The organism is Micromonospora trifolii, assembly GCF_022229005.1.
Lineage (GTDB): Bacteria > Actinomycetota > Actinomycetes > Mycobacteriales > Micromonosporaceae > Micromonospora > Micromonospora trifolii.
The window spans coordinates 83820-96586 of record NZ_JAKKFD010000014.1; the positions used below are offsets into that span (position 1 = coordinate 83820).

Here is a 12767-nt window from a genome sequence, read left to right on the forward strand (position 1 = left end):
CACGGTCACCCCTGTGGATACCGAGCGTGTGCGTTGTGGACGTCCAGCTCAGCCCGGATTCAGCTCGACTCAGCGCGGTTTCGGCTCGACTCAGCGCGGCGACTGTCGGCCGGAGGGCTCCCCACTCGGCGTGGCTTTGCGCTCCCGCGCGGTGCAGACCTGCCCAGAAGTCGCAAAGCTGTCAGTGGAGTAGACAGCCAACACGGTGAAACAGTGATCCACTCGGGAGTTCAACCCGTTGACCGTGTAGCTGGTCCGGCCCGGGTCCACGGTGGCCATCACGCCCAGGGCCTGCCCGGCCCTCCCGGCGGCCACCATGAACGGCACCGCGCCGCCGGTCGGGTCCGTCCAGGTCAACGTGATCGTGGCCGAATCGTCGCGCAGCTTCAGGTCTCCCGGCGGAAGTCCGGCCGCCGTCGGTGCCGCCGTCGGCGCGGTCCCGGTCGGCGGCGGGTCGTCGCGGGTCAGCACCACAGCACCCAGGCCCGCCACCGCCGCGACGGCCACCCCGGCCGCCACGACCGTGCCGATCAGCACCGCCCGGTTGCGGCCCGCCGACCGACCGTCATCGGCGTACGGCGGCCGGTACGCCTCCGGCGCCTGGTGGTACTGCTGGCCCGGGTACGGCGCCTGGTGCTGGTCCTGGGCCGGGTACGGCTGATGGTGGTACTGCTGGGCCGGTGGCGGTGCGGCCGGTGGCGCCAGCGCCGGGTCGGCGTGGACGGTCGGTGACCAGGCGGCCTGCGCAGCGGGGCTCTGCTGCGTGGCGATGGTGCTTGTCTGAGCGATGCTCGGATGTGCCGGGGCGGCCGTGGGGTGCGTCTGCGCGGCGGTGGGGCTGAATTGGGCGGCGGTGGGGTTCGCCTGCGCGGCCGTCGGGGTGGGCTGGGCGGTGGCGGACCAGCCCAGACTGGCCTCGACCCCAACCGGGCCGCCTTGCGCCGGAACGGACGGCAACACCACGGTCTCGTCGGACAGCGCGCTACGGGCCCGCTGAGTCGGCACCACCGGGGCGTCGAGGATGCCCAGCCCGGAGTCACCGTCCGCACCGGTACCACCCGTGTCCATCATGGTCTGCCCAGCGGACGTGTTCTGTCCGGCGGACGTGTTCTGCCCAGCGGTGACGGCCTGCGCGGCCGTCGTGGTCGGCGTAGGCGTCGTGATCTGGGCGGAGGAGTCGGCACCTGGAGTTGGCAGGGGCTGCGGTGGGGCGCTGCTGCTCCAGGGCGGTGCGGTCAACCCCCACGGTGGCACGGGTGGTGCGCTCACCGGAGGCGCGGAGACGGGTGGCCCATAGGGCGGCCCGGAGATAGGCGGCCCGAAACCGGGCGGCGCGGACACCGGGTAGCTGTGCCCGGGTGGTCCGGACACGGGCGGGCCGTAGCCGGGCGGCCCGGACACGGGTTGGCCATAGCCGGGCGGCGAGGACACCGGGTAGCTGTGCCCAGGCGGTCCGGACACCGGTGGTCCGGACACGGGTAGCCCGTAGCCGGGTGGTGCGGAGACGGGTTGGCCGTAGCCGGGTGGTGCGGAGACCGGATGCGGGGTCACCGGTGGTGCGCTGATGGGCTGGGCCGGTGGTCCGCTCACCGGGTACGCCGGCCCTGGGTGGTCAACGGTCGGGGAGGGCCTGCCCGGTGATGTCGCCTCGGCGCCGGACACGTTGTGCGATTCGATTGGGGCGACTGGCCGGGCGGCGGACCGGGTGGCCTCCTCGGCGAGCAGTGGCTCGATCTGCCGTACCCGGATTGTGGGGTCGTCCCAACGAGGTGCCGGCACTGCCGGTGTCGGCGCCGGGGCGGTCGGCGCCGGCGCGGTTGGGGTCGACGGTGGGGGCGGCACGTCGACGACTGGCGGGGTCGGCTGGTCACCCACCCGCTGGCGTGGTGCCACGGCCGGCCCGGACGGCGGTCGGTGCGGTGACCGCTGCCCGGCCGGCGTCGTCGGTGGGCCTTCAGCCCTTGGCCGAGGCATCGAATCGACCGCTGGCCGGGGCGGTCCGGACGGTTGCTCGTTGGAGCGCTGACGGGGTGGCATCGAATTCGCCGGCGGTGGCGCGTCGACGCGTGGGTCTGGCGGCGTCCCAGGTCTGGGTGCGGCCGTCGGCGGATCGGGCTGTGCCGGCGCGACCGAGGAAGCTGTCGGCCGAACGAGCGCCGCCCGAGGGCCTGGGATCGGTGCCGCGGTGGCGTCGCCTGGCGACGTGGGTGTGGCGGGTGCGCGTACCGCTGGAGGCGTTTGTTGGGGTGCGGCCGGCGGTTGCGGCGCCCACTGTGAGACGGCAGGCGGCGTGCCACCGGCGGAGGGCCGCATCGCGGCGAGGGTCGCCAGCGACAGGGTCGGGCCGGACAGCGCCGACCGGGCACCCGACTCGGTCACCGGGGCGCCCAGGGCCGGACCGGACGTCGGCGCGGGGTGCTGCTCGGCCCGCGCCGTGGGGGGTGGGCCGAGGTAGTCGCGGGCTGCGCGTACCGCTGGGTGGTTCTCCCCGAGCGCGGCGGGCCCGGCGGTGGCGACGCGGGTGTAGTTGCGGCGGGCCTCGTGCCGGTTGCCGAGCTCCTCCGCTACCTCGGCGAGTTCGAAGGCGAGGGCGAGCATCAACGGATCGGAGTGCTCCCAGCGTCGCTCACCCGCCGCGAACGCCTCCTCCAGCACCCGGCGCGCGGCGAGCGGGTCGTCCCCCTCCCGGTGCAGCCGTGCCAGCAGGTGCGCGGTGTGCAGCACCTCGGGATGGTCGTCACCGTAGGGCGCTAGAGCGGATTCGACGGCCTCCGCGAGCAGTTGCCGGGCGGCGTTGAGGTCGCCCGCGGCGCGCAGGGCGAGGGCTCGGTGCTGGGCGGCCGCCAGGGGGGAGGGATGGGACACGTGGCAATGCTGCCGTCACAGGGCCGCCGGACGCTACCCGGACACGCCTCGACGGTGTGTCGGTAAGGCCGTTTGAGGCGGCTTGAGCAGCGGCGGAAGTGCCAGGGGAGAGGCGCCGGAAGGCGATGTGCATGATCCACGAGTGGCGTGTACAGTAACTCCCCGTGCGGCCCGCTGCGCCGACCACCGATGGAAAGATCATCCGGTCGGCGAGGTAGGCTGAACGTGTAGGTCCGGGTGGCGGAATGGCAGACGCGCTAGCTTGAGGTGCTAGTACCCGTATAGGGTGTGGGGGTTCAAGTCCCCCCTCGGACACGAACCATTACCCCACGGTGCGCGCTGAGATCGATTGCAGCGCGCACCGTTTGCGTTTCAGGCTGGTAGTTCAGCCGGAGACCGAGTTGCCGGTAGACCTCGGCCTTGTCGGCGGGATCGGCGTCGCGGAGCACGGCGGTGATGTCGCCGAGCGCGTTCACCAGGGTCGTGATTTCTGCTCGGCTCATCCTGCGCGGGGCGGTGCCCGTGTTCGCGCGGAGGCCTGCCTCCGCACGGGCGCGTTCGGCCTGGGTCTGCGCGATCCAGCCGGTGACCACCGCCGGGTCGGCTCCAGCGTCGAGGGCGGCGCGGTAGCGCTCCAACTTGGCGTCGCACTCGGTGATGATCGTCTGAGCTGCTGTGCCCGCTGCGGGCGAATGATCGAAAGGCTGGGCTTCGGTCATCGCGGTGATCGTTGATGCCGCTGACCAGGCGCGGCGATTGTGGGCTTGCTCCCCGATCGACCGATGCGGCCGCGGGCGCCAGCGCTGGTGCCAATCAAGGTACTGGGCCGGCAGCTCGCGATCGGTCGGCGGATGGCGGCCGGCTCCGCACTCGTGAGCCGGAGGTGACCCACTGGCATCCGTAGCCGGGTGCGGCTGGCGTGTTCGGGTGATTAGTCAGCGCGGTTCAGCGTGACGGCGCTGTGCGCGGGGGTGTTCGCCCAAAGTGCTCGCAATGTGGGGTAGCGCTGCATCTCCCACTCCGCTTCACCAATCGCACGGTCTCGCTCCGGGCCCGGTGGACTGAAGTCGATCCCGGTGTCCTGGACGTTGAGTCGGTCTAGGTCGGCGAGCGCGGGTGCGTCTGGGAAGACCACCTCCAGGCTCACCTGCCAGATCTCCGGTTGGTACCAGTCGGTCTCGGTCCAAGTTCCCCGCGCGTCGGCGGCGAACTGTCGGGTGAAGCTCAGGCTGGGAAGTCGGTCGTGCCAGCTGTAGCGGCCCCATTGAAGAATGAAGCCATCGGCGTCGCTGTCGGGCCCTGGCTCCAGGCCGTCGACCGGCTGGGCAAGGAACTGGCGGAACGCCTTCCACGCCGACTTGACGTTGTTCACCCGGTCCGGAGTCAGGCCGTGTAGGCGTAGCAGCCCGACCAGCTCTTCCGGCGATTCGCGCCATGCGATACCCACGGTCCAGCCCTTCCCACCCGGAACCCATCCACCCGCGCGATCAGGTGGACATCCACCTGCGCGTTCAGGCCGCCGAAATTGTGCTGGCCACGTCGATCATCAGATTCACGAGGTTCACGTCGGACACGATAACTGCGGGGGTTGACCGGCGGTCGCCTGTGGGCCATGGGACATCGTCGCCTGCCCCGCACCAAGACGGCGCCGCCATTGGAGCGCTGCACCTGCATCCTGGCGTACCCCCGGATGTGGGGGCGTCAGCTGTCGTATCCCTGTGGTGAAGTGCGTGCCATGGGTGTGCTGTACGACTACTTCCGGGCCAAGGACGACGCTGCGGCTGTCAGGTTGATGAAGGATTTCGAGGGCGGACCGTCCGCTGTCAGCCGCGGCGGCATAGCTATGGATGCGGTTGACCTGAAGGGCATCGAGCCGACGGTGACCCTCGGCAAGCTTGTGAGCCTCGTTCGACAGGTTGACTGGGATGTGAGCCTGGTCGACCTTGAGTTGTTGTGGAGCGGGGACGAGCAGGACGGGCCGTGGCTGATGTCGCTGGACCGGGCCGCGCGGGACACCCTCGCCTCTATCAGCAATGCCCAAGTGCTGGAGTTGTCGGCGCAATGGGGGCGGATCGAGGAACTGGCGTGGACTGGGCCACCGTCTGACGACGAGATGCTGCCTGTGATCCAGAAGGTTGCCGCCCTTGCTCAGCGCGCCCGGAATGCGGGCGACGATCTGTACTGCTGGTGCTGCCTGTGACTTACAAGGAGGCGGGGCTGGCCCGGATAGGGGGAGCAGGCTGGGAGCAGCAGGGTGCCCTGAACGGCCTTGAACCGCGTACAACGGCGCCGAACAACCCTCAACTGCACCCACCCTCACCTGCGTCTCCACGTTGCCGCAGGTCAGAGTGGGTGCGGCGTCCTGGTTCCCGCGGAGTGCTCTGCGGTTCTGGATTGCCATCGACAAGCTTCCATGTCGTCTGGCAGGGGAGTGTGCGCAGGTCAAGGAGGTAAGGAGTCGTTGGTTGGCCTGGCCTTGCAACTGGGAGTAGATTGGGTGCAGGTTGGCGAAGGTCGCCGCGTCCGAAGTGCTCACCGACGCCGGGCTTAGACGAGTTCCCTGACCTGCTGTGATGCGCTCAAGCGTGCGGTGTGACCTTCCAGTGAATACCGAAGTGGTCAGGGCTCGCTGCTTGCAGCATTGCTCGTGGCCGCAAACAGGTGTGCGTACTGTCCATCCGAGAGCTCGATAAAGACGGTGACCGTCGTCAGTAGCGACCAGGACACCGGTGTCCGCGCCGAGTCGGAGGGCGTGCGGCGCGAGCGAGCGCATGACCACGTTGCCCAGTCCGCGGCGCCGGTTTGCAGGTGCGGGTTCGACCTGGTCGACGATCCCGAACGCGTCGGCGGTCGTGAGCCTGCCGGACGCGGCGACCTGCCCCTCGGGGTCGAGAACGATAGCGGTGACAACATCGCCGGAGGTCTGAAGCCGTGCGGTGTACGGCGATGGAGGAGTTGTGTCGGAATCGGCCCGGTAGGTCGTCGTCATGAGGTAGCCGGTGTCGGCCAGCTTCCACCGTGGCGGAAGAGCGGCGCCGGCGCCCACCTCACGAGGGTGCCCCGCGCTGTGGCTCGGGGCTGACTGATGGCCGTCGGTCTGGTGATCGGCCCACTCGCCAGTCCACATTGCGGGGTCGCGTACCCGGCGCTCGGTTTTCTGCCGGGACTTGGCTGCCCACTTCGTTGCGTTCTTTGACGCGAAGTCGTCCAGGGCCTGACGGTCAGTCGCGGTCCAGGCGGGAAGCTGCCCTATCCACTCTTCTGCCTGCTCGGCGCTGTGGCCGCTACCGATCAGCCATGGAAGGGCTGTCCGTTGTCCTGCCGGCGGCAGGACTGCCGTGCGTGCCTTGACAGGAAGGCGGAGCAGCAGGACAGTCGACATATTCATAGACGTTCATCTTTCTACGGCGAGGTGTGCCATGCGGAAGTCGCTGACTGCTGTGGCCGCCATCGCTGTTGCCATGGTCGCGATGATGGCCGCGATCTCACACGCCAGTGCGGCGAACGCGGCGGCCGGGTGTCGGGTGAACTACGTCGTCACCAGCCAGTGGACCGGTGGCTTCCACGCCGACATCGCGGTCACCAACTTGGGTGACCTAGTCAACGGGTGGACGCTGCGGTTCGCGTTCCCTGCAGTCGACCAGCGGCTCACGCAAACCTGGAGCGCCACCTGGGCGCAGGCGGGCCAGCAGGTCAGCGCGACCAATCTGGGCTGGAACGCGACCCTGGGCACCAATGGCTCCGCGAACATCGGTTTCGTTGGCGTCTGGTCGGGCAGCAACCCCATACCGGCGTCGTTCACGCTCAACGGCGTCACGTGCACCGGCGGCGTCCTGCCCAGCGTGACGCCGACCCGGACGGCCACACCGCCGGTCGCTGACTACCCGGCGATCGTCACCTGGCTCAGCCCGACCGCCGGCGCGGTGTACACCACGCCGGGAACCGTCCCGCTGGCGGCGACCGCGACCGTGGGAGGCGGACACAGCATCACCTCGGTGTCGTTCCGGGTGGACGGCGTCAGGGTGGCCCGGGGGGTGAGGACGACCGGTGACCGGTTCGAGGCGCTGTGGACACCACCGATCGGGGAGCCCGGCACCAGCACCACTTTCGTGCTGTACGTCTCGGCCGGGACCGACCAGTCGCTGCCTGGCGCTGCGCCGCCGTTGCTGGTCACGGTGGTGACGCCGGCGTCCACCGGCACCAACCACCCGCCGGCGGTGGCGTTGAGCACCCCCGGCGGGCAGACCTACTTCCTCGAGCCGACGACCGTCACGCTGGTCGCCGACGTCGCCGACACCGATCCCGGGGACCTCGTCAGCCGGGTGGAGTTTTACCTCGGCGCAACCCGGCTGGCCGTGACGCCGACCGACAGCGGACAGCGCTACCAGTTCCAGACGGCCCTGTCGGCCGGCATGTCGTCCACCTTCACCGTGCGGGTCCACGATTCCCACGGCGGCCTCGGCATCTCGAACCCGCTGACCTTCACCATCCGTTAGCGCCTCGGCCCGGTGCCGAGCGGGCGATCAATCGTCTCCATCAAACTCGGTTTCGTCGACGAGGCCGTCTAGGAACGTCTCGAAGTCGGGGGCGATGACCGTGATCTGGTAGTTCCATTCCTGGTCGACGTGTACGACTGTCGGCTCGCCGGGGAATCGGTAGTCGAGGGCGATCATGTCGTGGCCCGCTGAGGGGCAGTCTGCGATGTAGAGGCCGATGTCGGGGTAGCCCCACTCCGCTATCCAGAACGCGTTCCCGAGTTCGCCGCACAGGCTGAAGGAGGCAGTCCGACCGGTGGCCGCCAGTCTGTACACAGCCACATAGTCTGCGGACCACGAGGTTCGGCTGGGCGAGGGGTGGGCGTCACGGGCCAACACCCCGCCGTTGTGTCGCTGGGCCAGGTCGATGTACGCAGCGGGTAGCTTGCGTCCAAGCTGCGCCTCCACCTCCCGCAGAACCTCGTCTGTGAGCGGGCTTTCCAGCGGACCGGAGGTGTCGAAGACGATCGTGGGATCGAGCACGCGCTGACGGTAGTCGCTTAGCACCAGTTGCAGGAACAACGGCAGCGCTGCGCTCTCAACGCTGTCCGTGGCGGCGCGCCGAGCTGTCTGCTTTGGGGGCTGGTTGGTCGACACCCGTCGTCCAGCGCCGAGCGTTACAGCTTCGCAGGGTCCAACCCCAGCACCATCGGCACCTCGTAGGGCCTCCGTCCGGGCCGGTCACGTGCACTCGGGCCGGGGCAAGTTCGCTGACAACAACCCCTTCCTACTGGCGACTCCTATGTACGTGGCCGTAAGTTGGCTATGTGGGACATGACCTCGCGACCGACGGAATCTGGCGAGACTAGGGCGTCATCCAGCGCCTTGGCCATCGAGCCCTCGGTGACGAACATGGGAGCGAGTGCGACCCACCCCAAGACGGCGGCACGCACCAGGCGACGGAGGTCAACCAGGTCTACGTCTTGCGGAGCCTTCAGTCGCCCGTGGGCTCGGACCGAGCGAACCCGAACCTGTAGCGCTGGAACGGTTGGGACGACCGGCAACTGGCCGACCTCGGCTCGACGCTGCTGACGAAACGGCTGCTCGTCGAATCCGAGGCACCCGGACGCCGCCTCGCCGTCTCCGGACCGTGGCTCAGCCCGAGGTTCGCACCGCCCTTCGAGGCGTGGAAGTCTGCTCTGTACGGGATCGGCCCGGGTGAGGAGCCGCTCTACCGGTGGCTTCTGATCACCCGCCCGCTGACCGATCTGTTCCACGACGCCGGCAGCCGCGCCCTCATCGATTCGTCCCTCCCGCAGGCTGAACGCCTCCGAGATTTACCAGACTCGGTCATAGGTCTCTCCGGGCCGGGTCAATACTTGATCAGCAATCAGAGCCAACCCGACCGGGCGACTTCCTCATTTGTCGGCTGTTGATCGCTCAAGATCAGGCGCACTAATTTGCCGCCGTCAACGCCGGTTGACCGTCGCAGATGGCTGCCGACCATGATGCGCGTGATTGGCCTCTGCCCTCGGGCTCGGGGGTGGCGACCCGTCGAGCAGGGTACCCAATTGACCGGCGGATTCGCCGGTCAGACGATAGACGCCCTGGAGGCTGACGGAGCGTTCGAGACGACCGTCGACGACGTACTTCAAGGTGCGCTGTTCTCCGCGTCGGTTGCGCCAGGTCAGCGCACCGAGCAGCTCGCCGGGAACGGCGACGTCGAAGCGGATCGGCGTCGCCTCGACATGCACCGGGCTCGCCCCGCATGCGCCGGCGCCGAGCATCGCCCAGTCGTGGTGACCGGGATAGGCCGGGTCGCGCCACGTTGCTGGAGCAGCGCCGCAACAGGCGCGCCGCTGCTTGTTGACGACACGGAGACGGCTCACCACGTAGACCACGCATCGGTTGACATGACGGGGCGGTGACATGCCGCGCGCGGGGACCTGAGCGAGAATGGGCCAGTTCGGACTCTGCGCAACCCTGGAAGGACCCTCCCTTGGCCGGTGGACTCGTAGCCCTGCTGGATGACGTGGCGGTGCTGGCCCGTGCCGCTGCCGCGTCGATCGATGACATCGGGGCGGCCGCCGCGAAGGCCGGCGCCAAGGCTGCGGGTGTCGTCGTCGACGATGCTGCCGTCGCGCCGCAGTACGTGCGGAGCCTGGCGGCCGAGCGCGAGTTGCCGATTATCAAGCGCATTGCCGTGGGGTCGCTGCGCAACAAGTTCTTCATCATCCTGCCGGCGGTGCTGCTGCTCAGTCAGTTCGTGCCCTGGCTGCTCACTCCGATCCTCATGCTCGGCGGCGCCTACCTCTGTTACGAAGGCGCGGAAAAGGTGTGGGCCAAGATCGCCCATCACGATGCCCACGGCGCGGGCGAGGAAACGGTGCAGGACGAGACGACACTGGTGTCCGGGGCGGTACGAACCGACCTGATCCTCTCGGCGGAGATCATGGTCATCACCCTTAACGAGGTGATCGATGAGGCGTTCTGGTCCCGCCTGGCGATCCTGGCTGTCGTCGCCGTCGTCATAACCATCCTGGTGTACGGCGTGGTGGCTTTGATCGTAAAGATGGACGACGCCGGGCTGCGCCTGTCGCAACGTTCCGGCGCCGTCGCCACGTTCGGCCGCGGTCTGGTGAGGGCGATGCCGGTGGTCCTCACCGTGCTGACGGTGGTCGGCACCGCGGCGATGCTGTGGGTGGGCGGGCACATCCTGCTGCTAGGCACGAACGAGCTGAACCTGCACTTCCTGTACGAGGCCGTGCACCACGTGGAGGTCGCCGCCCACGACGCCACGGGTGTTCTCGGCGGGCTCGTCGGCTGGCTCGTCAACACGGTGGCCAGCGCGATCCTCGGGCTGATCGTCGGAGCGCTGGTCGTGCTGGTCATGACTCTCACGCTCCACCGCCGGCAATCCAAGGCTGCGGCTGCGACTGCGACTCCGGTGGCCACGACTCGTGCTGACGGCGCCATCCCCGCGCCGCCGAGCCGTGCAGCTCCGCGTCGCGACGCTCCTGCGGACCAAGCGCCGCGCGGTTGACCGCAATATCATCGCAACTCGACCACACGGCCAGGCGTCCTGGTGCCGAGTCGCGCTCAACCGGCTGAGCTGCGCAGGTCGTCCCGGGCCGACCTGCGGCCCTTCGTGCTCTTCCTGGCCGCGGCGTGCTCACCGATGCCGGAGAGACGAGGGGCTTTGACCTGCGGTGATGGAGGTCGAGCGGTGCGGCGTAACCTCCCAGTAGAGGTCGAAGTGGTCAGGCGTTGCTGCGCCCAGGATGGCTGGCGCCGGCCGGCGTCTCGGTTCGCCTAAGGCCACGTCTGCAGGCATGCTGCAGATCGATGTGGAGCGTTGCGGGTGAGCTTGCTGGACTCCGCCGCAGTTCCGTCATTCGAGACGCAGATCCCACCCGCAACGTCCTGAGCAGGCCCTTCAGTCCGGGGACCTCTTCGGCGGATCCGAAGGCGTCAGCACTGGGGGCCCAGGTTGTCAGTCGGGCGATGAGCGACTGGCCGACGTGCGGCTGACCGGGGGCGGAGTGAAACGGTGGTGCGGTCCTCGCAGGGCCTGTGGATGATGGTTGCGTGACTGAGAAGGGCGGCGGGTCCGCGGAGCAGCGCCTGTACGACGCTGTGGCGCATTGGAACACCGACACCGGGTACGGGTTGGCGGACCTGATCGATGCCGCTTGTCAGGCGTTGATCGACGGGCTGGACTCGCCGACGTTGCGTGAGCTAGCTGGTGCTTCGGTGCATGACTCGTCCTGGGATATCGGCGATCTCGTGGGCAAGTCACTTGGGGAAATAGGGATTCCCTATCCGGGCACTGTCCCTCCAGGCTTCGCCCTTGCAGCAGGTGGAGGAGTCGCCCGCCGGCCGGGAGTCGACTCTCTCCGTCTGGAGGTATCGCCGGTGCCCGGCGACGCGGGCGGCGAATTCCAGGTGCGGGTCTACGTCAACGGTACGGAGATGACCTCTGCCGGAGCGGGTCTCGGGATGGACCCGTATGACGTCCTTGTTCCCACCAATCGTCTCGTGGCCGCCTCCGAGCCGTGCACCGTTGCGATCGCCCGATGCGAGTGCGGTGTCTACGGCTGTGGATCCACAGACGTCACCATCGCGCGGGATGGCGATCTCGTGCACTGGGACTGGTCGCTGGAGGTGCCCATGATGCGGGGCGTGTCGTTCGTAGCTGCGGAGTACGACGCGGAAGTCGCACGGGTGGCTGCGGATCATTCGTGGGAGACGTCCGAGCGTGCCGCCGGACGGCGCGTCCTTACGGACGTGGACCGCGATCGGCTGCTTACCTACGGCCTCAGACCCAGTTGGGTCGCCAACGATTACCGCGATCAGGAGCTGTTTCAGGTCGCCCTTCAGCTCGACGGTGACTACCAGATCTTCGTCGGCACCCCGTGGCGCGGTCGCAGCCCCGAGGAGCTGGCGGGTGAGGTGTGCGCCACCTTGGCACTTCCTCCCAGCGCCTGGCACGCCACCTGGCACGCCATCATCCCCACGCTGACCAAACCGCCGAAGATCGCGGGACCTTCCTGGCGACCCGCGCGGCTCTAGCAGCCGCTAGCCGGCACCGGGCGGATCTACTGCATCGATAGGTGGCAGCGGGCCTGGGACGATCTCGCCATGGCGACCTATGAAGTTGCGCTGGTGCTTCTCGTCGATTCTTCGGAGGCGGTACTCCTGCAGCATCGTGATGATCAAGCTTTGGTGTCTCCGAACCAGTGGAGCCTGCCGGGTGGTCGTGTCGAGCCGGGCGAGACGCCTGAACAGGCGGCGCGCCGGGAGTTATTGGAGGAGACGGGCCTGACGGCGGGTGAGTTACGTGGGTTGTGGAGCGGCCCACGCCCGTACGAGGCCGGCTTCCCGCACGCGGTGACTGTTCACGTCTTTCGCGGCAGGACCGATGCTTGGCAGCAGGATGTGGTGGTCGGCGAGGGCCGCGCGATGGTGTTCGTCCCGCGGGATGAAGTTCTCGACCGCGACCTGGCCGTGACGACCGCCGCAGTCCTGCCGCTCCACCTCGACGGCGCCGGCGAGACGAATTGACCTGCCGCGATCCGTGCGGCTGCAGCTGAGCTGTTGGGCCTCGATTGAGCCGTTTCGGGAGCCCGCTCACGATGAGCGGGTGCCCCGGAGCCTGGCCCGGCTCGAACGGTGCTGCCATCCCTGGGTCAGTGACGTGCGGTACCGGCACCGCACGTTGGGCAGGCCGGCCTGCGAGGTTAGTGCGTCAAGCCCTGGTAGGGGAAGTTCGTATACGTAGCCGTATGTTCCTGCTCCCCATTCCGGTGGGCCCGCCGTCAGCCATTGCCGTAGCTGCCGGGGGGGGGGAGATCGGAAGAGGGCCGTGGGTGGAAAGGGGGTAGATATCGGGGTTCGGCGGCTCGTTAACAAAAAGACTCGAATCTG

General features: G+C 68.6%; 10 protein-coding genes and 1 tRNA gene. 6 read left to right on the plus strand and 5 right to left on the minus strand.

The genetic code is table 11. The annotated features are described in order from the left end of the window. Positions 1-90: 90 nt before the first annotated feature. Complete coding sequence (locus NIE79_RS10010) at positions 91-2865, minus strand: tetratricopeptide repeat protein (protein ID WP_238678267.1); 2775 nt, start codon at positions 2863-2865, stop codon at positions 91-93. A 231-nt stretch (positions 2866-3096) separates the two neighbouring features. On the opposite strand from NIE79_RS10010, the gene NIE79_RS10015 reads away from it, so the two are divergent. Then, a tRNA-Leu gene (locus tag NIE79_RS10015) sits at positions 3097-3180 on the plus strand. Here NIE79_RS10015 and NIE79_RS10020 read toward each other — a convergent pair. Both NIE79_RS10020 and NIE79_RS10025 read right to left on the minus strand, forming a co-directional pair. Then, on the minus strand, positions 3162-3584 hold the full coding sequence (locus NIE79_RS10020; RefSeq protein WP_238678268.1) for a hypothetical protein: 423 nt from the start codon (positions 3582-3584) through the stop codon (positions 3162-3164). The two genes, NIE79_RS10015 and NIE79_RS10020, sit on opposite strands and share 19 nt — an antisense overlap. Before the next feature lie 212 nt (positions 3585-3796). Next, a complete protein-coding gene (locus tag NIE79_RS10025) occupies positions 3797-4312 on the minus strand; it encodes a hypothetical protein (protein WP_238678269.1) in 516 nt (171 codons plus the stop codon). 288 nt (positions 4313-4600) lie between these two features. Here NIE79_RS10025 and NIE79_RS10030 point away from each other — a divergent pair, with 288 nt between their 5' ends. Continuing rightward, positions 4601-5065, plus strand: coding sequence for a hypothetical protein (locus NIE79_RS10030; protein ID WP_238678270.1), 465 nt, complete (start codon positions 4601-4603; stop codon positions 5063-5065). A gap of 1219 nt (positions 5066-6284) precedes the next feature. After that, positions 6285-7361 (plus strand): cellulose binding domain-containing protein, encoded by a 1077-nt coding sequence (locus NIE79_RS10035; RefSeq protein ID WP_238678271.1) that lies wholly within the window; start codon positions 6285-6287, stop codon positions 7359-7361. Positions 7362-7388: 27 nt separating this feature from the next. Here NIE79_RS10035 and NIE79_RS10040 read toward each other — a convergent pair whose 3' ends face one another. Continuing rightward, positions 7389-7883: an SMI1/KNR4 family protein gene (locus NIE79_RS10040; protein WP_238678272.1), complete on the minus strand. Its 495-nt coding sequence runs from the start codon at positions 7881-7883 to the stop codon at positions 7389-7391. A gap of 926 nt (positions 7884-8809) precedes the next feature. After that, positions 8810-9241 (minus strand): hypothetical protein, encoded by a 432-nt coding sequence (locus NIE79_RS10045; protein ID WP_238678273.1) that lies wholly within the window; start codon positions 9239-9241, stop codon positions 8810-8812. 98 nt (positions 9242-9339) lie between these two features. Here NIE79_RS10045 and NIE79_RS10050 point away from each other — a divergent pair, with 98 nt between their 5' ends. The 3 genes from NIE79_RS10050 (at position 9340) to NIE79_RS10060 (ending at position 12404) form a co-directional block, all read left to right on the plus strand. Beyond that, a complete protein-coding gene (locus tag NIE79_RS10050) occupies positions 9340-10383 on the plus strand; it encodes a DUF808 domain-containing protein (protein WP_238678274.1) in 1044 nt (347 codons plus the stop codon). A 545-nt stretch (positions 10384-10928) separates the two neighbouring features. Continuing rightward, positions 10929-11912, plus strand: coding sequence for a hypothetical protein (locus NIE79_RS10055; protein WP_238678275.1), 984 nt, complete (start codon positions 10929-10931; stop codon positions 11910-11912). A 69-nt stretch (positions 11913-11981) separates the two neighbouring features. Continuing rightward, complete coding sequence (locus NIE79_RS10060) at positions 11982-12404, plus strand: NUDIX hydrolase (protein ID WP_238678276.1); 423 nt, start codon at positions 11982-11984, stop codon at positions 12402-12404. The last annotated feature ends 363 nt before the right edge of the window (positions 12405-12767 follow it).

Excerpts from the sequence above, each read along its gene's own strand:
- NIE79_RS10020 (WP_238678268.1), bottom strand. The coding sequence starts at position 3,584 with ATGACCGAAGCCCAGCCTTTCGATCATTCGCCCGCAGCGGGCACAGCA.
- NIE79_RS10035 (WP_238678271.1), top strand. The coding sequence starts at position 6,285 with ATGCGGAAGTCGCTGACTGCTGTGGCCGCCATCGCTGTTGCCATGGTC.
- NIE79_RS10060 (WP_238678276.1), top strand. The coding sequence starts at position 11,982 with ATGGCGACCTATGAAGTTGCGCTGGTGCTTCTCGTCGATTCTTCGGAG.
- NIE79_RS10030 (WP_238678270.1), top strand. The coding sequence starts at position 4,601 with ATGGGTGTGCTGTACGACTACTTCCGGGCCAAGGACGACGCTGCGGCT.